General features: G+C 59.0%; 19 protein-coding genes, 1 tRNA gene, 1 other RNA gene and 1 pseudogene. 15 read left to right on the forward strand and 7 right to left on the reverse strand.

Features of this window, described 5'->3' with window-relative positions:
• Positions 1-7: 7 nt before the first annotated feature.
• Entirely contained in the window at positions 8-1,273 is a 1,266-nt protein-coding gene (locus tag JOE56_RS06805) for an MFS transporter (protein WP_204515398.1), read from the forward strand.
• 4 nt (positions 1,274-1,277) lie between these two features.
• On the opposite strand, the pseudogene JOE56_RS06810 reads toward JOE56_RS06805, so the two are convergent.
• The 3 genes and pseudogenes from JOE56_RS06810 to ffs all read right to left on the reverse strand — a co-directional run bounded on the left by JOE56_RS06810 (position 1,278) and on the right by ffs (position 4,352).
• Positions 1,278-2,525, reverse strand: a pseudogene (locus JOE56_RS06810) (APC family permease).
• Between the two features lie 94 nt (positions 2,526-2,619).
• The gene (locus JOE56_RS06815) at positions 2,620-4,149 is read right to left on the reverse strand and encodes an Ig-like domain-containing protein (RefSeq protein ID WP_204515399.1); all 1,530 of its coding nucleotides are present in this window, start codon (positions 4,147-4,149) and stop codon (positions 2,620-2,622) included.
• A 107-nt stretch (positions 4,150-4,256) separates the two neighbouring features.
• An RNA gene (ffs, locus tag JOE56_RS06820) (signal recognition particle sRNA small type) lies at positions 4,257-4,352 on the reverse strand.
• A 62-nt stretch (positions 4,353-4,414) separates the two neighbouring features.
• Here ffs and JOE56_RS06825 point away from each other — a divergent pair.
• The 3 genes from JOE56_RS06825 to JOE56_RS06835 all read left to right on the forward strand — a co-directional run bounded on the left by JOE56_RS06825 (position 4,415) and on the right by JOE56_RS06835 (position 7,983).
• Positions 4,415-4,499, forward strand: a tRNA-Ser gene (locus JOE56_RS06825).
• Positions 4,500-5,187: 688 nt separating this feature from the next.
• Positions 5,188-6,978 carry a BCCT family transporter gene (locus JOE56_RS06830; RefSeq protein ID WP_204515400.1) on the forward strand — a complete coding sequence of 597 codons (1,791 nt, stop codon included), beginning with the start codon at positions 5,188-5,190 and terminating at the stop codon, positions 6,976-6,978.
• Between the two features lie 114 nt (positions 6,979-7,092).
• Positions 7,093-7,983: an alpha/beta fold hydrolase gene (locus JOE56_RS06835; RefSeq protein WP_204515401.1), complete on the forward strand. Its 891-nt coding sequence runs from the start codon at positions 7,093-7,095 to the stop codon at positions 7,981-7,983.
• 59 nt (positions 7,984-8,042) lie between these two features.
• Here JOE56_RS06835 and JOE56_RS06840 read toward each other — a convergent pair whose 3' ends face one another.
• Positions 8,043-9,665 (reverse strand): inorganic phosphate transporter, encoded by a 1,623-nt coding sequence (locus tag JOE56_RS06840; protein ID WP_204515402.1) that lies wholly within the window; start codon positions 9,663-9,665, stop codon positions 8,043-8,045.
• A 212-nt stretch (positions 9,666-9,877) separates the two neighbouring features.
• Here JOE56_RS06840 and JOE56_RS06845 point away from each other — a divergent pair, with 212 nt between their 5' ends.
• Together JOE56_RS06845 and JOE56_RS06850 are read left to right on the forward strand one after the other, a co-directional pair.
• Positions 9,878-10,699, forward strand: coding sequence for an aldo/keto reductase (locus JOE56_RS06845; RefSeq protein ID WP_204515403.1), 822 nt, complete (start codon positions 9,878-9,880; stop codon positions 10,697-10,699).
• 2 nt (positions 10,700-10,701) lie between these two features.
• Positions 10,702-11,031: a DUF4190 domain-containing protein gene (locus tag JOE56_RS06850; RefSeq protein ID WP_102238390.1), complete on the forward strand. Its 330-nt coding sequence runs from the start codon at positions 10,702-10,704 to the stop codon at positions 11,029-11,031.
• Positions 11,032-11,063: 32 nt separating this feature from the next.
• Here the strand turns inward: JOE56_RS06850 and JOE56_RS06855 are convergent, their stop codons facing one another.
• Positions 11,064-11,525, reverse strand: coding sequence for a flavodoxin family protein (locus tag JOE56_RS06855; RefSeq protein ID WP_102238391.1), 462 nt, complete (start codon positions 11,523-11,525; stop codon positions 11,064-11,066).
• Positions 11,526-11,577: 52 nt separating this feature from the next.
• Here JOE56_RS06855 and JOE56_RS06860 point away from each other — a divergent pair, with 52 nt between their 5' ends.
• Entirely contained in the window at positions 11,578-12,432 is an 855-nt protein-coding gene (locus JOE56_RS06860) for a Sir2 family NAD-dependent protein deacetylase (protein WP_204515404.1), read from the forward strand.
• A 17-nt stretch (positions 12,433-12,449) separates the two neighbouring features.
• The gene (locus tag JOE56_RS06865) at positions 12,450-13,058 is read left to right on the forward strand and encodes a TIGR03085 family metal-binding protein (RefSeq protein WP_204515405.1); all 609 of its coding nucleotides are present in this window, start codon (positions 12,450-12,452) and stop codon (positions 13,056-13,058) included.
• 16 nt (positions 13,059-13,074) lie between these two features.
• Here JOE56_RS06865 and JOE56_RS06870 read toward each other — a convergent pair whose 3' ends face one another.
• On the reverse strand, positions 13,075-13,395 hold the full coding sequence (locus JOE56_RS06870; protein ID WP_204515406.1) for a hypothetical protein: 321 nt from the start codon (positions 13,393-13,395) through the stop codon (positions 13,075-13,077).
• Positions 13,396-13,467: 72 nt separating this feature from the next.
• Between JOE56_RS06870 and JOE56_RS06875 the strand changes: the two genes are divergently transcribed.
• The 7 genes from JOE56_RS06875 to JOE56_RS06905 all read left to right on the forward strand — a co-directional run bounded on the left by JOE56_RS06875 (position 13,468) and on the right by JOE56_RS06905 (position 22,123).
• Entirely contained in the window at positions 13,468-16,116 is a 2,649-nt protein-coding gene (locus JOE56_RS06875; RefSeq protein WP_204515407.1) for a DNA polymerase III subunit gamma and tau, read from the forward strand.
• Positions 16,113-16,727 (forward strand): recombination mediator RecR, encoded by a 615-nt coding sequence (recR, locus tag JOE56_RS06880; protein WP_180965306.1) that lies wholly within the window; start codon positions 16,113-16,115, stop codon positions 16,725-16,727. Before JOE56_RS06875 ends, recR begins: the two co-directional genes overlap by 4 nt.
• Positions 16,728-16,850: 123 nt before the next feature.
• On the forward strand, positions 16,851-18,146 hold the full coding sequence (locus JOE56_RS06885) for an aspartate kinase (RefSeq protein ID WP_204515408.1): 1,296 nt from the start codon (positions 16,851-16,853) through the stop codon (positions 18,144-18,146).
• Positions 18,143-19,177 carry an aspartate-semialdehyde dehydrogenase gene (locus JOE56_RS06890; RefSeq protein WP_204515409.1) on the forward strand — a complete coding sequence of 345 codons (1,035 nt, stop codon included), beginning with the start codon at positions 18,143-18,145 and terminating at the stop codon, positions 19,175-19,177. Before JOE56_RS06885 ends, JOE56_RS06890 begins: the two co-directional genes overlap by 4 nt.
• Before the next feature lie 96 nt (positions 19,178-19,273).
• On the forward strand, positions 19,274-20,416 hold the full coding sequence (locus tag JOE56_RS06895) for a metal ABC transporter solute-binding protein, Zn/Mn family (RefSeq protein WP_204515410.1): 1,143 nt from the start codon (positions 19,274-19,276) through the stop codon (positions 20,414-20,416).
• Complete coding sequence (locus JOE56_RS06900; RefSeq protein WP_102238398.1) at positions 20,403-21,230, forward strand: metal ABC transporter ATP-binding protein; 828 nt, start codon at positions 20,403-20,405, stop codon at positions 21,228-21,230. Before JOE56_RS06895 ends, JOE56_RS06900 begins: the two co-directional genes overlap by 14 nt.
• Complete coding sequence (locus JOE56_RS06905; RefSeq protein WP_102238399.1) at positions 21,230-22,123, forward strand: metal ABC transporter permease; 894 nt, start codon at positions 21,230-21,232, stop codon at positions 22,121-22,123. The genes JOE56_RS06900 and JOE56_RS06905 overlap by 1 nt, the downstream gene beginning before the upstream one ends.
• A 163-nt stretch (positions 22,124-22,286) precedes the next feature.
• Here the strand turns inward: JOE56_RS06905 and JOE56_RS06910 are convergent, their stop codons facing one another.
• Positions 22,287-22,565 carry a recombinase family protein gene (locus JOE56_RS06910; protein ID WP_239530393.1) on the reverse strand — a complete coding sequence of 93 codons (279 nt, stop codon included), beginning with the start codon at positions 22,563-22,565 and terminating at the stop codon, positions 22,287-22,289.
• Between the last annotated feature and the right edge of the window lie 162 nt (positions 22,566-22,727).

Consider the following 22,727-nt stretch of genomic DNA (forward strand, 5'->3'; position numbering starts at 1 on the left):
TGAAAGGGTGAGCGAATACATGGGTACTGGCGCAGGCGATCCACGCACTCGACGAATCAAGGCCGGGATCATGCTAGCCGGTCTCGCTACCTTTACACTGCTCTACAATACCCAAGCAATCTTGCCGGACCTCACACGCGACTACGGAATTACGCCATCTGTGGCCGCGATGTCGGTGTCCATTGCCACTGCTGGGGTCGGTTTAGGGCTGCTGGTTGCGGTGCCTATTAGTGAACGGATCGGCCGAGGTCGTTTAATTCGCTGGTCTGTCATTGTCGCTGGCGTCATGGCCGCTGGGGTGGTTTTCATCTCGGATTGGAACCTGTTCTTGGTGGCCAGGTTCGTGATGGGGTTCATCCTTGCGGGGCTGCCCGCGACTGCCACGGTGTACTTGCGTGAAGAGATCCACCCGTCGATCGTGTCCTCAGTCATTGGGGTGCACATTTTTGGAAACACCTTGGGTGGTTTGGGAGCCCGCATTATCCCTTCCACCACGATCGAGGTGTTCGACTGGTTAGGGATCGAAGGCATCCTGGGTCTAGATAAGTCGCACTCAGCCATGTTCACTGCGTCACTTGTGGGGCTGTTGGCGGGCATTGGGTGCTTTTTCTTGTTGCCACCGGCGCAAGGGTTCGTGCAACACCGCGACTCGTTTAGCGTTCTGGTGAAGAAATTTGGGCGGGCGTTCACCGACCCTGTTCTGCTGGGGCTTTTCGTTGTGGGGTATTTGGGTGTGGGCTCGTTCATTGGTGCGCTCAACGTAATGGGTTTCCGCCTAGAAGGCGATCCGTATTTCATTCCGATTGGGCTCATTGGGCTCATCTACTTTGTGTACCCGTTGGCCGGGTGGGCATCTGCGATAGCCGGCAAAATCGCTGACCGCACATCGCTTCGCGCGGTCATGTCCTTTGGCCCGCTCATTGGGCTAGTAGGTGTTGCGCTCATGATGATTCCCAACGTGGTGTGCATCGTCGCGGGCCTGGCGATTCTTGCAATCGGGTTTTTCACAGGGCACTCCATCGCGGCGTCCTGGGTCGCTGGCCGGGCAAGCCGATCGGTAGGCGTGCCCGCACAGGCCGCCTCCATTTACATGGTGTGCTTCTACCTGGGTTCGTCCGTGACCGGGAACCTCACGCCACTTGCGTGGACACACGCCGGATGGGGTGGTGTCACCGCGATCATTGGAAGTCAGATGGCCCTGCTTCTGATCCTTGCGCTCATTCTCAAACGCACACCAGTCGCACCCGCCGGCACTCGGGCGGTCCAAAAATAACCAACTACGAACGACCTCGGCGGTTGGAAACCAACGCCACCCCTGCGATCACCACAGCCGCGCCTGCGCCCAGGAGCAGGCCGGGCAACGAAACGGTGAACCCGATCGCAACGCACAACACCACACCCAGAACCTGGAGGGCTCTGGGGTACATGCGGTGTTCGCGGTCTTGCGTGAACGCGGCCAGGTTGGCGATCGCGTAGTAGAGCAGCACGCCGGTTGACGAGAAGCCAACGGCCTGCGTTACGTCGACCGAAAAGACCAGAGTGATGGCCAGGACGCAGAACAGGATTTCGGCGCGGGCAGGGGTGGAGTGGCGCTCGCTCACGTGGGCGAAAAACGTGAAGTGGCGTGAGTCCCGGGCCATCGCCAAACACGTGCGTCCCAAACCGGCCATGAGCCCCAACAAGGCGCCCAGACACGCCAAGGCCGCAACGACCTGGACAACCAGTTTCATCCACGGCACCTGCACGGCGTCAAAAATTGGAGCCGTGGAGCCGGCGAGGGTTTCCTGATCCAACGTGTGGGTCAATGTGAACGTGATGACAACGTACACGACCAACGTCAGGCCCAGTGCCCACATGATGGCTCAAGGGATTGTGCGGGTGGGGTTGGTTACCTCTTCACCCAAGGTCGCTACACGGGCATAGCCAGCAAACGCGAAAAACAAGATGCCCGCACCCTGCAAGATACCCAACGGAGCGGAAGGTAAGTAGGACGCGGAAGGGGCGGCGACCTCGGCGGGGGTACTCAACCACGACGTAGCCACGAAAAGCGCAAGCCCGGCCAGCACGATCAGCACGATGACCTTGGTGACCGTGGCCGTTTTAGACACTCCCAAAATGTTGACGGTGGTGAGCGCGATCAACGCGAGCGCCGCCGCACAGGACAGCATGAGCGGGGGAGCGCCAGGCAGAGCGTAGTGCGCGAACGTCATTGCCATCGCAGCGGCTGAGGCGGTCTTCCCCAACAGGAACGCCCATCCGGCCGTAAGCCCCCACGCGGGGCCCAACTGTGCCCGCCCATACGCATAAGTGCCACCGGCAACTGGGTATTGTGCGGCCAGTTGACCCGAGGACGTGGCGTTGCACAAGGCCACCAGAGCGGCCAGGCCCAGGGCGATGTAGATGCCTGACCCGGCGTGGGCAGTAGCTGGGGCCACGGCGACGAAAATGCCGGCGCCCAGCATGGAACCTAGGCCAATCATGATCGCGTCGCTTAACGTGAGCGAACGCTTAAGAGAAGACATCATGACTGTGTAGGTACCAGGCCAAGGCAAACACCAGGTGACCTGGTGTCATGGCGGGGTTGGGGTGCCTGCTGGCGCGGGGCTGGCCCCATGCCCGCTACTTCTTGATGGAGCTCATCTTCTGCCACTCTTCCCACGTGTACACCCAGTCCTTGATGTCACCAGAGCTGGTGGTCAGGGAAACGCGGGAGCCGGTCACTTCAACCGGATCGCCAAAGAGTGCGGAGTTGAAGTATTCCGTGGCGTTAGCCGTAGACAGGTTGACACATCCGTGGGACACATTTGCCCGTCCCTGCGAACCTACCGACCATGGAGCCGCGTGGATGAACTCACCGTTGTTGTGGATGCGGACGGCGTGGGTGACGGGGGTGGAGTAGCTCCAGCGTTCGGATTTCATGGTGTAGTTGCGGGACTTGGACATCACGATGTGCATGCCGTTGTACGACGGGGAGCGTGCAGCCCCCAGCGACGCCGGGAAGTCCATGACAGTTTTTCCGGAGCGCTTCACGGTGAGGCGGTGCTTCTTGGCGTCGGCCACGGTGATCTGCTCGCGGTCGATTTCGAAGTCCAGCGTCATGTCCTTCGCGCCAAAAGTGTCGTCGGAGAACGGCACGTCTTTCACAGGTGCGTCGACGTGAATCTTGGAGTGTTCTGGCCAGAACTCTTTGGGGCGGTAGTGGATGCGGGAGTGCCCGTCGTCGTCTGGCAACCATGCCCATGAGCCTTCGACCTTGCGTGGCTTGTCGTCCTTGTCGGTGACTTCCACGCTCAGGCGGCTTTCGATGCCCGGGCGGTATTCCTTGGGGATCTTGTGCGCGAAGTTGAAGATGATGGGAGCGCCCACGCCCACTTTCATGTCGTCGTCGAGAAGGGTACGCATGCGTGCACCTTCGCCGTTAGGTTCAGGAGTGTCCACGGTTCCGGTGGATTCGTGGGTCTTGCCGTCGGGTGAGACGGTTGTGGCTTTCCACGTGTAGGACGAGGAGCCTGCGAGCGTGAAGTTGGACTCCCACGACGTGCCCTTGGGGTTGTTGTCGGCCGCGCCACCTTGTGCGCCGTCCTGTGGGTCGTCGGTGGAGTCGGGGTCAGCTGACGGGTCGTCGCTGGAGTCGGGGTCAGCTGACGGGTCGTCGCTGGATTCGTCGGTTGCGTCGTCCGCAGGTTCGTCAGTCGCCGAGGTGTCCTCTGGTTGATCTGTTTCCTCAGCTGCTTCGTCTTCTGAGTTTTCGCTGTCCTGTGAGTTAGCGCCGATGTTGCCACCGGCTTCTGCGCTGTCGTCGGCGTCTTCGTCGCTGTCTGCGTTGTCGGTCGCGGGGTCGGATGCAGAGTCGGTCGCGGGGTCGGATGGGTCCGCGGATGCCGAGGTGGTTTCAAAGGTGCCAGCGTCTACTGGGATTTCTTTGTGGTCGTCATCGGTGAGCTCAACAGAGACGAACTCGCCCTTGTCGACAGAGAGCTGGAGCTTCTCGCCAGGAGCGGCCTCGGAAACTACGCTGACAACCGGTTCTGGGTCGGGTTCCTTCTCTTTTGGAGCAGAGTTGTTGCCACCGGGCGCGCTTACGGAACAAGCAGAAGCGGCCACGAGACTCAGAGCGATAGTCGACGAGACGAGAAGACGACGAAACACGAGCTTGAACCTTCGGTAGAGCTGTTGAAAATTCGACTGCCCTTCGAATTTAGGAGGGCGTGAGATATAAGCATACCGGAATGCATCAGGAAACATTTCGTGTTTATAGGAAGGACCCTCCGTGCACCCGCCAGAGCCTCCTTACCCTTGCTACCTTCCGGTCCTGGGGGATTCGCAGGATAAACGCCACACGAAGGGCCACCGATAGTGTAGCCGAGACAGGTGCGATTAGTAAAAGTCGCATGAGTCCGTTAAGCTACTCTGCGGAGGATTCGCCTAGCGGCCTATGGCGCACGCCTGGAACGCGTGTTGGGTTAACGCCCTCAGGGGTTCAAATCCCCTATCCTCCGCGTTGTGAAGTCTCGGGACATCGTTCACTCGATGTCCCGAGACTTTTGCTTTGCGCCGTTGATGTGTCGGGTCATCGTCCCCCCTTGCATGCCTCCCCCCAGTTACCCACCACAAGTACGAGGTTTGCGCATAGGGGTGGTGTGTAACTGGCCGATTTTGAGCCGAAAAAGTGAACAAAACGAACAAAAAGGGTGTTTACCCACCAACCCTGTTCGAGGGGTGGTGGGTAAACGGTTTTTGTGCGCGTGGCGACGTGGTATCTGATTGGTGTGTCACATCTGCTCGGAAGAGCAGTCCAAGTGAAGCACTCCGGGTGATTTGGCCAGGTCCAGACGGCGCAAAGCGAGCGAAACTGCGCAATATATTGCGCAGTTTCGCTCGCTTTGCGCCGTCTATAGCACCTCTATAGGACCTCATAAGGACCGTGTTTGGCGGGCGCCTCGGTATGCCACTGGGTCACGTCTCGGGTTTTCATCGTTTAGCTACAGTCGGCAGATTTGACTGTAGCTAAACGCGCTTCGGGGTCCGAGGTGGCGTGCGGCTTTTGCTCACTTTGCGCCAATCTATAGAACCTCTTTAGGGCCGTGAACTGCTCCTCGTCAGTGAGTGAAGCAGTTTTTTTTAGCGTATTCCCAAGGTTTCGTTAGACTCGATGGGTTATTTGTGACTCCAAACTGGGAAGAGTTTATGTCTTCAGCACTCGGTGAAGAACACGAAATTGAGCATCAAGTTCAGGACCAAGTAAAGAACAAAGTCCAAGAGGGTGACTCGGACGAAGTCATCATTGAAAAACTGAAGCGCCAGGGTGTGCGGATCTCGAAAGGCGGAGTGACCCCCTTCGTCTTTTGGCCTTCGCTCATCGTGGTCCTTGCGGTTGCCATCATCGCAATCGCTGCCCCTGAAGCCACCGGTGACGCACTCGGCGCCATGCAGGGATGGATCGTAGGCACACTGGGCTGGTGGTACATGCTGGTGATCGCCGCCTTCATTGTGTTTTCCCTGGCCGTAGCGTTTTCCAAGTACGGTTCCATCAAACTGGGCCAAGATGACGACAAGCCAGAATTTGGTCTCTTGTCGTGGTTTGCCATGCTGTTCGCAGCTGGTATGGGAATCGGTCTGGTGTTTTACGGTGTGGGTGAACCGCTCATCTACGCAACCGTTGACCCTAAACCAGGCTGGCCAGAAAACCAGGCCATGCGTGGCCAGCTCGCGATGGCACAGACCTTCGTGCACTGGGGGCTCCACCCGTGGGCGATCTACGCCGTGATTGGTCTTGCGCTTGCGTACGCGGTACACCGTCGCGGTCGTCCCGTTTCGATTCGCTGGGCACTGGAACCAATTCTGGGTGAACGCGTTAAAGGCTGGATGGGTGACGTCATTGACAACCTCGCGGTGTTCGGAACCATCTTCGGTATTGCCACCTCGCTGGGTCTGGGCGTTCAGCAGATCGCAACCGGTCTGGCAGAACTCGGTGTTGTCGGTGAAGCTGACAACCGCCTCCTCGTCATCCTGATCGTTGCTATCACGTTCCTAGCCACCATGTCTGTTGTGAGTGGTCTGGGAGCAGGTATTCGTTGGTTGTCGAACATCAATCTTTCTCTCGCGGGAATCCTGCTCATCAGCGTGCTTTTGGTGGGTCCCACCCTGTTCCTGTTCCAAAACTTCATCGAATCGATCGGCGTGTACTTGGCCAACGTGCTCAACATGACCTTTGACGTGGGCGCGTACACCGGTGAAGAAGGTGCCACGTGGAACTCATCGTGGACCATCTTCTACTGGGGTTGGTGGATTTCCTGGGCGCCATTCGTAGGTGTTTTCATCGCCCGTATTTCCCGAGGTCGTACCGTCCGCCAGTTCATCGCCGGTGTGCTCCTGGTTCCGTCGATCGTGGGCTTCTTCTGGTTCTCCGTCATGGGCGGGGCGGGTATTTACCGCCAGTTCTTTGGCGCAGGCGATCTGATCAATGAAGAAGGCAAAGTTGTGGCTGAAGCAGCGCTGTTCCACGTGCTGTCCGACCTTCCATTGGGCTCGATCCTGTCAGTGATCGCGATCATTTTGGTGACGATCTTCTTCATCACATCCTCCGACTCCGGTTCGCTGGTTGTAGACATGTTGGCATCGGGTGGTCACCCCAACCCACCTGTGTGGTCGCGCGTCCTGTTCGCGGTCCTGGAAGGTGCACTTGCGATCGGGCTGTTGCTGGCTGGTGGCCTGGCATCTCTGCAGGCGGCCGCACTTGCCACAGCTCTCCCGTTCAGTGTTGTGCTGCTATTCATGTGCGTTGCAACGCTACGTAGCTTCAAGGCTGACGTTTCGGCGATTGAGCGCGAACGTCTACGCGATGTTTACCGAAGCATTAGCGAATCCCTGGTGGATGACTTCGACGAGAAGTTCGGTCGCCCGGTCGATGCGCGTATTGACGAACGGATCGACTACCGAATCAGTCGTACTCGTAGCGGCTTCGAACGAAAGAAGTAGCGCCTAAGCTGTTCAGTTAAACAACCGGACACATAAAAGCGAGCGTTACTGCACGTTATAGAGTGCAGTAACGCTCGCTTTGTTTTTGTACCGTCACGATCTCAAGGAGGAGACATGACCAGCCAAGCGCACCCGTATGCCGACCTGGCCGCCCGGCTCGGCGGCCACGCAACCACCTTCAACACGCCGGAAGGCAAACTCACCGGCTACACGGCCGGCGACCTCGGCGCTTCAACCCCGGTGATCCTGGTCCACGGCTGGCCGGAGTTCGCGTCATGCTGGGAGCCCATTGCAACCGCACTCCTTAACGCCGGCCACCCCATCCTGGCCTACGACCAGCGCGGATACTCACCCGGCCTGCGCCCCGATGCGCTGGAAGAATACACGGTCGAAAAACTGGTCAACGACCTCGGCGAGGTTGCCAATGCGGCAGGCATCAAACGTTTTCACCTAGTGGGCCATGACTGGGGCGGCGTGATGGGTTGGGCGGCTGTTCCCCACATGCCCCGCCGGATCCAGACCTTCACGTCGCTGGCCTCGGCGCACACGCGGGCCCACGGCGAGATAATTGCGCGCGACCCCGACCAGTACGAACGCATGGAGTACCTGCGCAAGATCCGCCACCACCCGGAGCAGATCGTGACCAGTATGTTGCGGGATGACGCCGCGAAACTTCGGGCCGTGTACCAAGGTGCGATTCCGCGGCACATCGAAGATGCGTACGTGCAACGCCTCAATGACCCCGAGGCGCTAGCCGCGAGCCTCAAGTATTACCGCGCGCTGGGGTTGGGAACGGACATGCCCACGCAACCCATCACCGTCCCTACGCTGTACGTGTGGGGGAGTGAGGATGCGGCGTTTGCGCGCAGTTCCGCTGAGCTCACCGGCCAGTATGTGGAAGGGCCGTATGAGTTCGTGGAACTCACCGGGCGCTCGCATTGGCTGCCGGAAGAAGCGCCCGAGGTCGTTGCGGCTCATCTGCTCAAACACTTTGCGCGGGGATAGCCACCTGGCTACCCCCGCGCGTACGTGTTTGGTTGTGTGCGCTTTTACTTGTGTGCGTTTTAGCCGAAGACTGCGCGCAGAGTCAGAACACCAACCGCACCAATTGCAGCCGCTGCAGGTACCGTGATCACCCAGGCGAGCGCGATTGGTTTCATGAGGTTCCAGTTCGCTGCCTTGTTCACGATTCCCACACCCAGAACCGCACCAATGAGGATGTGAGTCGACGACACCGGCAGACCCAGCACCGAAGCCAACATGACCACACCTGCGGCAGCGAGCTCCGCGGTGAAACCGGAAGCCGGGTGCATTTCGGTGAGTCCCGATCCCACGGTCTTGATGACGAATCGACCAATGAACCACAGACCCGCGATCAGCGCCACACCGGCGGTGACCATCACCGCTGCGGGCACTCCCGCTTCGTCGTTAATGCTGTTGGTCTTGAGCACGTCCAGAATCGCTGCGAACGGTCCAATCGCGTTTGCGATGTCATTAGATCCGTGGCTGAACGCGAACGCCGATGCCGTGAACACCTGCATCCAGCTAAACAGCAGGAACGTGGAGCGTGACAAGTCCTGCTTCTTGAGCGTGCGAGCAAAAATGAACACTGCCATCCATACGGACGCAGCGATCATGCCCAAGATCAAGAAGTTACCCACCGAACCCAAGTCCAAGTGCAGGTTCTTCAAACCCTTGAACAACAGCATCGAACCAATGACCACAGCACCGAACGCAGCCAGCAGAGGAACCCACGTTTCCAGTGCGCGGTGGGCGTTGATTTCCTTTGCGCGTTCTTCAATCTGGTGAAGATCGCGGTAGTAGTCGGATTCGAGCTCTTGCGGGTCGTAGTTGTCCCGCAAGTACACTTCAGCATCACGTGCCATGGCGTTGGTGTACGAAATCTGCTGAAGTTCGTCCAGTCGTTCGAACGCCTGCTTGTGCGTGGTGCGAAGCTCAGCGCGTTCACGCTTGAGCTCGCGCAGCTTCTCATCCATGCGGTCGTTGAACACCAGAATGTGCTTCTTGATTTGGCCAAATAGGAGCCACGCAACCAACCCACCCAAGAGAGGTGACAGCACCCACGACATAACGATCTTGCCGATTTCTGACCACTGCACCATGGACCATCCACCGGTGCCGGTAACGAATCCCAGCGTGAGCGAGGCACCCACAATACCGCCCACAATCGAGTGGGTGGTAGACACTGGCCACCCCATACGGGTTGCAACCAGTAGCCACAGTGCCGCTCCCAGCAAAGCAGACATCATGATGAACACGAAGTCCATGGGTGCGAGGTCAAACGCGTTCAAGTCCACAATCCCTGAACGCACGGTTTCGGTGACTTCACCACCGGCCAGCACGGCACCACTCACTTCAAAGATCGCCGCGACAACGAGCGCCTGCTTCATGGAAAGCGTTCCGGCACCCACACTGGTTCCAAACGAGTTTGCAACGTCGTTACCACCGATGTTGAAGGCCATAAACAGGCCAAAGAGAATTGTGGTGATGAGGAGGATGCGGTTTGCGCTTGGGTCGACGTAGCCAAACGACCAGAGAGTGAACGACACCAGTGCGATCGCCATAAGAGCACCGAACGCGATGTGCCACCAACGGTCAGGTCCTAAGAAACCAGACGTTTTTGGTTTGGCTGACGTGCCTGACTTTTGGTCAACAGATTCAGACATAACAAACCTTTCGTAGTACGTACACATCGTGGCGCTGGTGGTTAACCCAAAAGACAGAAAGGGGTGAATACTGAGTGACGAATGTGTTTACTTTTTGCGCTTTTCGAATAGACACGTTCGTGGTGAGTATCAGACTGTTACACAGGGCATGAAACCAACGCCGGTGAGTGGTAAAAAGAGAATCCGGGGATCTCGTTGAGAAAGGAACGGTCATGACAGTCCCACAGCTGACGTTGAACGACGGAAACACCATCCCGCAACTGGGATTTGGCGTGTGGCAGATTTCCACTGACGACATCGTTCCGGCCGTTACCACCGCGTTGGAGACCGGATACAGGCACATCGACACTGCTGCGATCTATAAGAACGAAGAGGGCGTTGGGCAAGCCATTGCCCAAAGCGGAATCGACCGTAAAGACCTCTTCGTGACCACCAAACTGTGGAACAACCGCCACTCGGATGCGCGTGTTGCACTCGAAGAAAGCTTGACCAAACTGGGCCTGGACTACGTAGACCTTTACCTCATCCACTGGCCAGTACCCGAGCAGAACAAGCGACTCGAAGCATGGTCGGCACTTGAGCAGGCGCAAGCTGACGGTCTGGTGAAGTCACTTGGCGTGTCCAACTTCCGTGAAAGTGACCTCTACGAACTGGCAAAACACGCTTCGGTTCGCCCGGTCGTCAACCAGATTGAGCTCCACCCCACGTTCACGCAGGTTGAGCTGAGCGCGGACAACGCACGATACGGTGCGGTGACCCAAGCGTGGTCGCCACTGGGCCGGGCGCACGACCTGGAGAACCCCACCGTTACACAGATCGCTGAACGCATCGGTCGCACGCCAGCACAAGTGGTGCTTCGTTGGCACCTGCAAGCCGGCCGGATCGTCTTCCCTAAATCCGCGACGGAAAGCCGCATTCGCGAAAACTTCCAGGTGTTCGACTTCGCCCTGTCAGACGGCGACATGGCCGCGATCAGCGGGCTCAACACTGACAACCGAATTGGTCCTCACCCCATGGACCTAGGCGCTGAGTAAACATGTCAGACGACTCACCCGAAAAGCTCGACGCACGTGAAACTGACCCCCACGCGCCCTTGGGGGTTGTCGCGTTCGTCGCGTCGCTGTCCTGCCTGATCGGGTTTGCGTTCATTGGGCCAATCGCCGGAATCATCATGGGTGGAATGGCGCGCAAGCGTTCGCGTGAAGACGGTTTTCCGGACAATAAGTTCGGGCGCTGGGCCGTGACCTGGGGAATCATCTTCCTCATCGTGAGTGTGGTGCTCACGGCCGTGATCGTGGGAATCCTGATCGTGTCGTTCGTTCAAGACCCATACGGGGCTCCCGGCCCCGGCACGCCAGCCAAGTAACCAGTCCCAGTCACCCGCCCCAGCCGCCAGCGTTACATGACGGTGGCAGCTACGGTGCCGGCGACCTCGGCGATGGCGTCCGTGTGCGACTCCTCAACTTCACCGGTAAACGTCACGGGCTCTGCAACCAACTTCCACCCCAGACCGGTGGTGATCGCTTCCATGGCACGCTCTGCGCCCGTGGTGTCAAAGCCACCGTGGATGAAATAGCTGAACGGGCGTCCCGAGGTGGGCTCCCGGACATCGTTGTACGTTGTGTCGAAGAAGTGCTTGAGTGCCCCGGAAATGTATCCGAAGTTCGCGGTGGTGCCCAGAATGTAGGCGTCGGCGGACAGAACGTCCTCAGTCGTTGCCTCGAGCGCAGGTTTCTCAACGAGCGTGACGCCGTCGAGTTCGGGTAGCGTGAAGACATCGCGCACCGCTTGGGCGAGCTGCTCCACACGCGGACTGGGCGAATGGTGGACGAACAACACAGTTGGTGTAGTGCTAGGCATAGTGCCACGGTACAACGGACGTGAAAGACGTGCGCACGCGACAGGAGAACTCATGGCCCGCATCAAGGACCCGCTAGCCGGGCTCACCAGGCCAAACCCAAGCCACACTGATGAACAGATCGCAACGGTTTTGCACTCGATGCCAGCCAGCGACTGGGTGGTCCTGACCGGTGCGGGAGTCTCCACGGACTCCGGCCTACCCGACTACCGCGGCCCCAACTCTCCCCGCCGCACCCCGATGACCATCCAAGCTTTTCGCGCCTCGGCCAGTAACCGCCGCCACTACTGGGCCAGGTCGTTCTTAGGCTGGGACAAAATCCTGGACGCACGCCCCGGCCCGGCGCACCACGAACTTGCACGCATAGCCCCGGGCGGACTCATCACACAGAATGTCGATGGACTCCACCAAGCCGCAGGCAGCGAAAATGTCATCGATCTGCATGGACGCCTGGACCGGGTGATCTGTCTGCGGTGCGAAAACCTGTTCGACCGCCAGTGGGTCCAAGACGAACTGCACGCCCTCAACCCGGACTTCGCGCGCCAGCTGGGCGTATCGGCCGAAATGCTCGAAACCGCACCGGATGGCGACGTGGCTGTTGACGACACGCAAGGCTTCGTTGTCCTGCCGTGTCCCGTGTGCGGAGGTGACCTCAAACCCGATGTCGTGTTCTTTGGTGACTCCGTTCCAGCGGAACGTAACCGGGAAGCTCACGCTATTGCCGGCCGAGGTCGCGGCCTGGTTGTGTTGGGGAGTTCCCTTGCCGTGTTGTCGGGGTTGAGGTTCGTGAAGAACGCGTTTAAAGAAGGCAAACCCATCGTGGTTGTCACTGATGGCCCCACGCGGGGCGATGAACTGGTGACGTATCGGTCAGTTTCGCGGGTCAAGGACTTCCTCCCGCTGTGGTAAGGCTCTAGGCTTGAAATATGACGAACTTTGCTCGCGCAGAACGCCTGTCAGTCGCCGCTCTACTTCGTGAAATTGGCCCCGATGCCCCCACCCTGTGTGAAGGGTGGACCACCTTGGATCTTGCGGTTCACCTGGTGATCCGCGACCGTTACCCAGCAGCGTTGCCAGCCAACGCCAGCGACAAAGCGGGCAAAGTCGAATTCTTTGCCAAGCGCACCGCGATGCGCGAATCAGAATTGAAGGCTCTCCCGTGGGACAAACTGGTGGGCATGGTTGCCGCCGGGCCGGGCGTGCTTTCGCCTATGGGGTGGACCCCGGTGGATGTGCTGACCAACACCGGCGAGTTCTACGTCCACCACGAGGACATTCGTCGCGCACGCAAAGGTTGGGAACCACGCAATATCCTTCCTGAATTGGAAGCCCAGCTGTGGAACGTGTGCAAGCCGTTGGCACACTCGCCCAGCGTTCGCAACGAGGGCCCGCTGATTGTGCGCGCTCCCGGGCACGGTGAGCTTCACGTGGGAAATACTGACGAGGGTGCGGCGGTGCTGGAGGGTAAGCCGTCGGAACTGGTGATGTATCTGTTCGGGCGTAAGGACCACGCGCAGGTTTCGTTGCGCTCATAAGTGGGTGGGCGCGGTTTTAGCCCGAGGTGTCCGGCCTGTCTGGCTTCCCCGCAGTTCCGTTTGTGTTGGGTGGCACGTCTGCGCGAGGGTCGTTCGGCAACAGGTGCTCTGATCCCTCCTGTTGCCGGCGCATCTCTTCTTCGCGCTTGACCATTTTCGCCCCAATGTAGGCGTCTGGTCGGTTCATGGTGCGGTGAATGAGGTACCAGCCACCAAAAAATGCCACCGCGAAGCAGGCGGCCACAATGATGACTGCAAGCATTTGAGGCTCGTCCACGGTCTCTCCTTGGGTGGGCTTCGGGGTGTGCGCCCGAGGTGGTTCGCTGATGGACATCATACGCCCCCTTTTTGCGGGGCGGGAGGGGCTACAGACTCCACTGTGTCAGTGGGTGGCATTAGGCTAGTAAATGTGTCTACCGCTCTTTACCGTCGCTACAGGCCCGATACGTTCAATGACGTTATTGGGCAAGACCATGTCACTGGTCCGCTGAAGGCTGCCCTCGACAATGGGCGGGTCAACCACGCGTACCTCTTCTCTGGTCCGCGCGGGTGCGGAAAAACCACCTCGGCCAGAATCCTTGCCAGGTGCCTCAACTGTGAACAGGGACCCACGTCAACCCCGTGCGGGCAGTGTGCGTCGTGTCGCGACCTGGCCACGGGAGGGCCGGGGTCGCTCGATGTGGTGGAGATTGACGCGGCCAGCCACAACGGTGTGGACGATGCGCGTGATCTGCGTGAACGAGCGGTGTATGCGCCGGCGCGTGACCGGTTCAAAGTGTTCATTTTGGACGAAGCCCACATGGTCACACCGCAGGGATTTAACGCGCTTCTGAAACTGGTGGAGGAACCGCCTCCGCACGTGAAGTTCGTTTTTGCGACCACTGAGCCGGAAAAAGTCATTGGAACCATCCGTTCGCGTACCCACCATTACCCGTTCCGGTTGGTGCCACCGGACATCCTCACGTCTTATCTGACGGAACTGTGCCAACGCGAAAACGTAGCGGTGGGCAAAGGTGTCCTGCCGTTGGTTGTGCGTGCAGGTGGGGGATCGGTCCGTGACACCCTGTCTGTTTTGGACCAGCTCATGGCCGGTGCGGGCCCTGACGGTTTGGATTACACGACGGCCGTGGCGCTGTTGGGATACACGCCGGAGTCCCTGCTGGGCGACATTGTCGACGCGTTCAGCGCAGGTGACGGGGCAGCCGTGTTCCGCGTTGTCGACCGCGTGATTGAGTCGGGGCAGGACCCTCGCCGTTTTGTCGAAGACTTGCTCGAACGATTTAGGGACCTCATCGTGGTGGGCACGGCACCTAACCAGGCTCGTGCGTTCCTACCGGAAGCCCCGGACGACCTTCTTGAACGGCTCATTTCACAGTCCCAACAGTACGGAGCGGCTGAACTTTCGCGGGCCGCCGACATGCTCAACGAAGGCTTAAGTGAAATGTCGGGCGCAACCTCCCCGCGCCTGCAACTGGAACTCATGTGCGCGCGGGTTCTACTGCCGTCGGTGGAGTCGGCCCGGCGCGCAGTTGTGTCCCGTGTGGAGCGTTTGGAACGCCGGGTGGGTATGTCGCCCACCGGCCGTGCAAGCAACGTGCCACCCGAGGTTCCAGCGCAGGCTGAGGGGAACGCGCCCGAGGTGGCCCAGACTCCCGCTGCTACCCAGTCACCTGCGGTTCCTCAGTCAGAGGGACAGGGAGGCGCTCAGTCTCAGGGGAGTGCTCAAAAACCACAGGCCGATCTCGACTCGATTGCAGACTTCGCATTCGCCGCTGAAGAGCTCGCAACGGCCGATCAGCAGACTGATACTCAACAGACGCCGGAGCCACAGAGGCAGGCTGAACCACCTCGGCGGGAAGAGCCACAGCGCCAGCCGCAACCACAGCAACACTCTGAACCGCAGCGCCAGCCGGAACCAACTGCGAACGCTGGCAATAACGAGATCGATGCGATCCGCAGGAGCTGGCCACACATTCTCGATGCACTCACCGGGAAGAGTCGGTTGGTGCGCGCGATCCTGTCTGGCAACGCGGTTCCGCAGGCGTTCCGAGACGGTGCGCTGGTGTTGGGATTCAATAACCAGTGGTCAGTGGCCAGCTTCGACCGGCCCGGAAACAGCGACAAACTTGCGCAAGCGATCAACGAGGTGCTGGGAATTCGGGCGAATGTGGTGATCGGCGATGTGGGCGTAGATACGGAGGTTCGCGCGCAGCAGCCTGAACCCGCTCACAGCCAACCCGGGCCTGGTCCACAGAACTCGTCGCAACCAAACCGGCCACGTCCAACGCAGGAAGAAGTCGATGCGGTGGTGGGGCCGCGCGCGGTCGACCAAGCTCCGGTAGACCGTGAAAAATACTGGAACCTCGACGCCGAAACGCCTCCTAACCGTAACCGAGAGTCCTCCGATTCACCGGAGGGCGACCATACGGACGATACAGGTCATGAAAGCTCCGGCGGTAGGAAAACTGGGGGAACAGGCGACATAGCTGACAGCCAACCGGCGAGCGCGGAACCGAAACACGAGCCAGCTTCCGACACCCACAGTTCGTACGGCGATTACACCGAATCTGACACCTCGGCGGGGCACGGAGCCGTTGATGTGCCACAGGTTGTGGTCCCGCCCCCAGTCGACGAACCCAACGAACTCGAAGACTACCTAGGCGCCTACGCCGACCCCAACCTGGGCTACGACGAGCCAGGGCCCGCACCCAAGTCCCAGCCCAAGCAGGAGTCCAACAACGAGCCATGGGCAGACCTGGGGAAGCGTGAACCGAAAAAACACGTCCCCGGATCCACCTCGGGAGAGGAGACCGTGGCGACAGCGGGTGTGGGAACAGAGTCAACCACCGCTTCGGAAGCGGAAGGCCCAGAGCACACTGACGCTCAACCGGCAGGCGCGCAGGCAACCGAGAACCCCGCGACCGAGGGGCCGGACGTCACCAACTACGACGACTACGACACCGAAAGCGACCCAGAGATCACAGAGGCCCGCGACATAGGGGTGCCCGTGTTCTTAAGAGTGATCGGTGGCGAGATTTTGGAGGAAGTTGACGAATGAGTGCCATCTACGACGGTGCCCTCGCCGACCTCGTCGACGAACTGGGAAAACTGCCAGGAATCGGACCCAAATCTGCGCAACGCCTGGCATTTCACATCCTGCAGTCTCCCGCTCAGCAAGTCGAAAAACTAGCCAGCGCGCTCACTGAGGTGAAACGGCGCGTCAACTTCTGTGAAATCTGCGGAAACGTCGCCGAGGGTGAAAAGTGCGCGATCTGCCAAGACTCACGCCGTGACCAGAGCGTAATCTGTGTGGTCGAAGAAGCCAAAGATGTCGTCGCGATTGAGCGCACTCGCGAATACCGAGGGCTCTACCACGTGCTGGGCGGGGCAATCGACCCCATGGCTGGGATCGGCCCAGACCAGTTGCGTATCAAACAGCTCCTCACCCGGCTCCAAACCGGCGACGTGCGCGAATGCGTGATCGCAACCGACCCCAACCTCGAAGGCGAAGCGACCGCAACTTACGTGATCCGCCTGCTTTCTACCGTGGGTGTCAACGTCTCCAAACTGGCCAGCGGACTACCCGTAGGCGGTGATCTCGAATATGCCGACGAAGTGACTTTGGGCCGCGCCTTCCAAGGACGTACGCAAGTACACACCAGCGAATAACCCGGCGACCACCTCGGGCAACGCAAAATTCACAAGTGTGACACGAGTACGCCCGGCACAAACGCGTTCCTCTACAATGGAGCCATTGCGCAAGCGTCGTCCTATTACACAGAAAGAACAAGTGTGAGCTTAGTTGTTCAGAAGTTCGGTGGATCATCGGTTGCCGACGCCGAATCAGTCAAGCGAGTAGCTCGCAGGATCGTCGAATACCGCAAAGCTGGTCACGACGTTGTCGTAGTCGTATCAGCTATGGGAGATTTCACCGACGACCTCATCGACCTGGCAAACCAGATTTCGCCACTTCCACCGGCCCGCGAACTCGACATGCTGCTCACTGCGGGCGAACGCATCTCCATGGCAGTACTCGCAATGGCGATTGCCAATCTAGGTTTCGAGGCGCAGTCCTTCACCGGCTCCCAAGCTGGAATGATCACCGACGAATCTTTTGGTCGTGCACGGATCGTTAACGTTACACCAATGCGTGTTAAAGAGGCGCTCGATAACGGCAACATCGCAATCGTTGCCGGGTTCCAGGGGGTCTCGCACACCACCAAGAACATCACCACCCTAGGCCGAGGTGGTTCAGATACTACCGCTGTTGCGCTCGCCGCATCGCTGGGCGCGGATGTGTGCGAAATCTACACCGACGTAGACGGAGTGTTCACAGCTGACCCGCGGATCGTGTCATCTGCCCGTCGAGTCAACCACCTGAGCTACGAAGAAATGCTCGAAATGGCCGCCTCGGGTGCGAAGATCTTGCACCTGCGAGCCGTCGAGTACGCCCGCCAATACGATGTGCCACTACACGTGCGTTCATCCTTTAGCCACAACCGCGGAACCTGGGTTAGCGACTCGCCCATTCCCCCTAAATTCGCTCCTGAAGAAGAGGAAACAAGCATGGAACAGGCTGTAATCTCTGGTGTTGCCCACGACCGACAAGAAGCGAAACTCACCGTTGTGGGCGTTCCCGACATCCCCGGTAAAGCCGCAGAGATCTTCCGGGTGATCGCGGAAAACGAAATCAACATCGACATGATCGTGCAGAACATTTCCACGCGCGATCCTGGGCACACGGACATTTCGTTCACATTGCCCATGTCTGACGGCGCGACTGCCACGCGAGTGCTCAACGACGTGCAAGAAAGCATCGGGTTTGATCACCTGCGCTATGACGACCAGATCGGAAAGCTGTCTGTGGTTGGAGCAGGTATGCGTTCCCACCCGGGTGTCACCGCCACACTCTTTAACGCACTTTCGGAAGCGCACATCAACATCGACATGATTTCCACATCAGAGATTCGGATCAGTGTTGTGACGCGCGCAGACCTGCTCGACGACGCAGTGAAGGCTGCGCACACGGCATATGGCCTGGACAGTGACTCAAACGAAGCGATTGTCTACGGAGGTACCGGACGATGAGCCTGAAAGTTGGCGTGGTCGGAGCAACCGGCCAAGTTGGTCGTGTCATGCGCGAACTCTTGGCCAACGACCCTGGCTTTGACATTGATGACATCCGTTTCTTCGCCTCTGCCCGCTCAGCTGGCACGGAACTGGAATTCAAAGGTCGCACGGTTGTCGTTGAAGACACAGCGACCGCTGACCCGTCAGGTTTGGACGTGGCCCTGTTCTCGGCTGGGGGCGCCACGTCTAAAGCCCACGCGCCACGCTTTGCAGAAGCCGGCGTCATCGTGGTGGATAACTCGTCCGCATGGCGCTCTGACGACCAGGTGCCACTGGTGGTCTCTGAGGTCAACCCAGAAGCGTTAGACCGGATCCCCAAGGGGATCGTTGCCAACCCGAACTGCACCACGATGGCGGCCATGCCTGTGCTCAAACCTCTGCACGAAGCCGCCGGATTGACTCGCCTGGTCATCAGCACGTACCAGGCCGTGTCAGGTTCCGGAGTTGCCGGTGTCGACGGGTTGGTGAGTGAAACTGAGGCCGCCGTTCCCAATGCACGCGGTCTTGCCCTGGACGGTAAGGCGGCCGGCTGCGCCGCGACCGTGTACACCGAACCGATTGCGTTTAACGTGCTGGCGCTCGCCGGTGACATGGTGGACGACGGTGACGGCGAAACCGTCGAAGAGAAGAAGCTGCGTAACGAATCACGCAAGATCCTGAACATCCCGGAACTTTTGGTGTCCGGTACGTGCGTGCGCGTTCCCGTTGTCACTGGCCACTCACTGTCCATCAACGCGGAGTTTGAACGCGACATCACACCTGACGAGGCAGCCCAGATCTTGGCGCAGGCGCCAGGCGTGGAACTTGAAGACGTGCCAACGCCACTCAAGGCGGCCGGCGGTAACACCAGCTTGGTGGGTCGAATCCGACGCGACCAGTCAATCCCCGGGAACAAGGGCTTGGCCCTGTTCGTGTCGAACGACAACTTGCGCAAGGGCGCTGCCCTGAACACAGTGCAGATCGCTGCCCTGCTCGACCAGCGCAAATAGAGCTTCACGCATAGAGGCATGCTTATATAACTATTTGTCAATAATTGGGGTGTGCGGCTACTTTCTGGTTGTTTCATTTAGCTAGAAAGGTCTTCTATGAAGTCGCTTCGCGCTACGTCAGTTGCGATCATTGCAGCAGGTGCCCTCGTTTTGTCCGCGTGCGGATCCCAGTCTGGTGATTCCGGCGATGACAAGCTCAACGTGGTGACATCGACCAACGTCTACGCCGACATTGCTCAGACGGTTGGCGGTGACGCTGTAGATGTCACGCCGATTATTGACGACCCGTCGAAAGACCCGCACTCCTATGAGGCGACTACTGAAGACCAACTTAAGCTGTCCAAAGCAGACGTAGTTGTGCAAAACGGCGGTGGTTACGACGCTTTCATGACCACGCTGTTGGAGGCTTCTGACTCCAAGCCCGAGGTGGTTGACGCAGTTTCGATCTCCGGCCTCCCGGGTTCGGAGGGACTGAGTAACGAACCTCACGACCACGGCCATGACCACGAGCACGGCGAAGAGGGCCACGAGGGTCACGACCACGAGCACGGCGAAGAGGGCCACGAGGGTCGCGACCACGAGCACGGCGAAGAGGGCCACGAGGGTCACGACCACGAGCACGGCGAAGAGGGCCACGAGGGTCGCGACCACGAGCACGGCGAAGAAGGTCACGAAGGTCACGACCACGAGCACGGCGAAGAGGGTCACGACCACGGCGCGTTCAACGAGCACGTGTGGTACTCCGTGCCCACCATGATCAAGCTGGTTGACGAAGTCGCTGCAACCATGAGCGAGAAGTCACCTGAGCACAAAGACGAGTTCGAGAAGAACGCCGACGACCTGCGTGGCAATCTTGAAGATCTGAATACAAAGATTACTGACGCCAAGTCGCAGAATGAAGGCAAGAAAGCTGCAGCAACTGAACCAGTGCCTCTGTGGCTGTTTGAAGACATGGGGCTCGAACCAGCGACCCCACCAGAGTTCTTGTCTGCAATTGAAGAAGGTAACGACGCACCTCCTCTGGTGTTCAAGAAGGCTCAAGATCAGCTGAAGAACAAAGAGGTTGTCATCCTGGGCTACAACACGCAGGCAACTAACGAACAGGCCGAATCTCTGAAGAAGGCAGCTGAAGAAGCTGGTATTCCTGTCGTGGACATGGCTGAAACCATGCCCAAGGGCTCAAACTACGCCGATTGGATGTCCGGCTACGTCGACGAAGTAAACAGTGCCCTCAAATAAGCACGAGAGTCCGTCGCGAACCTCTGTTTTGGAGATTCGCGACGGACTCCTCAAATTTGGTGAGCGCGTCCTGTGGCATGGCCTCGACCTTGCGGTAGAACCGGGAGAGTTCATCGCCGTTCTAGGACCAAACGGCAGCGGTAAGACGTCCCTGCTCAAAGTGCTACTGGGACAGTACAAACTGTCTGGCGGCTCGATCCGCGTGGGCGACCACGGAGTGCGCAAAGGCGACCCGGATATTGGCTACGTGCCACAACAGCGGTCCGTTGACCCGGCTACGCCGTTGCGCGCTCGTGACATTGTGGCCCTGGGTGTAGACGGGCATCGTTGGGGGCTGCGCCTGCCATCTTCGAAGTTCCGGAAGCGTATCGACCACCTTCTTGATCTCGTGGGAGCCGGTGACTACGCAGACGCACCCGTGGGCACCCTATCCGGCGGTGAGATGCAGCGCCTGCGTTTGGCGCACGCGTTGGCCAGTAGCCCGCGCTTGCTCTTGTGCGACGAACCTCTTCTGAGCCTGGACATCCCACACCAGCACTTGGTGGCGTCGTTGTTGGACAAAGAACGCAAAACAAACGACACCGCGATCCTGTTTGTCACCCACGAAATCAACCCGATTCTTCCCTACGTGGACCGCATTATTTACATTGTGGGCGGTCACTTCTTGGTGGGCACGCCCAACGAAGTGATGAATTCTGAGGCTCTTTCGCACTTGTTCGACAGCAAGGTAGAAGTGCTCAACATCGGTGGCCGCGTGGTTGTTGTTGGTGGCGAGGATCAACATCACCATCCCGAACCAGAAAGCGTCGAGTAGTGGAACAGCTGACTCAACTTTTTACGTTCGAACACTACGGTGAGCTCGTGGTTCTCCTGCGCAACTCCATTCTGGCGTCGGCGGTGCTGGGAATGGTGGGTGGCTTGGTGGGCTACTTCGTCATCATCCGTGATATCCCGTTTGCTGTTCACGGTGTTGCCGAACTGTCTTTCGCAGGTGCTGCTTTTGCGCTCTTAGTGGGATTTGACGTGGTGTTCGGGTCCATTTGTGGATCGCTCATCGCGGCTTTCCTCATTGGTGCAGGTGGCGTTCGCGCGTCCGATAAGAACTCGATCATCGGCGTTCTGATGCCGTTTGGCCTGGGCTTGGGAATTCTTTTCTTGGCGCTGTACCAGGGTCGCGCGGCTAACAAATTTGGCCTGCTCACCGGTCAGATCGTGGCGGTCAACCCGGGCCAACTCAAAGTCCTCATGGTGTGTGCCGCTGTTGTGGTTGTCGTGTTGGCAGTGATCTGGCGCCCGTTGGCGTTCGCGTCTATTGACGCCGAGGTCGCCCGCGCCCGAGGTGTCCCAATCGGCTTCCTGACGATCACCTTCATGCTGGTGTTGGGTCTTGCTGTCGCGTTGAGCGTTCAGGTTGTTGGTGTGTTGTTGGTGATGGCACTGCTGGTGACCCCAGCGGCTGCGGCCACGCAGATTTCTTCGAACCCGTACCTGGTGCCGGTGTTGTCGGTGGTGTTTGCCACGGTGTCCTCGGTGGGTGGTGTGCTGATTGCTCTGGGTTCGCCCGTCGTGCCTATCAGCCCGTTTGTCACTACCATCAGCTTCCTCATTTATGCGGTATGCAGATTGATCGGTCGTAGTCGCGAAAAGCGATACGCGCGCCAACGCAATCGTCGTTTGGCTGAGCTCGATGCAGAACACCGGGTGTAAGCGTTGGGTGTGCTGTCAGAGCCAGAAGTCGTTGGCACAGATTCCGAGAGTCATCCTGTCGCAATGCCCGGTTATGTGGACTTCGAGGGGTCCTTCTGCCGCGTAGGTAATACCCCAGTTTCTTTGCGCAGCGCCCGCCGGAGGAGGAAGTGTCGATGTTTTCCTACAGCGACCGAAACTCCACTCCCCGCTCCTGGTGGCCGGCGAGTTGATCAATCAGATGCCTAATTGACCGGCCCAATCTATCCAGGCGCCAGACCACCAACGTGTCACCGGGGCGAAGTTGATCGAGCAACTTGTCGAGTTCAGGACGCGACTCCAACGATTCGGAAGCGGTGTCGGTGAAAATCCGGTAGCAGCCGGCCGCGGTGAGAGCGTCGTGTTGGAGTCGGGCGTCCTGGTCGCCGGTGGAGACCCGGGCGTAGCCGAAATCATGTCCCATACTCAAAAACGTAACGCACCCACCTTTACGCATGGGGCCATTTCGGAAACCGGGTTTTTGCGTCAAGAACGAACGATTTCGACACGGGCAGTACCGAAGGGTGCCGCCTGTGTCACACATCACCGTCGGGCCGACGTTCGATTCTCGTTGCAACAGTTCAGC

The organism is Brevibacterium paucivorans, from assembly GCF_016907735.1.
Lineage (GTDB): Bacteria > Actinomycetota > Actinomycetes > Actinomycetales > Brevibacteriaceae > Brevibacterium > Brevibacterium paucivorans.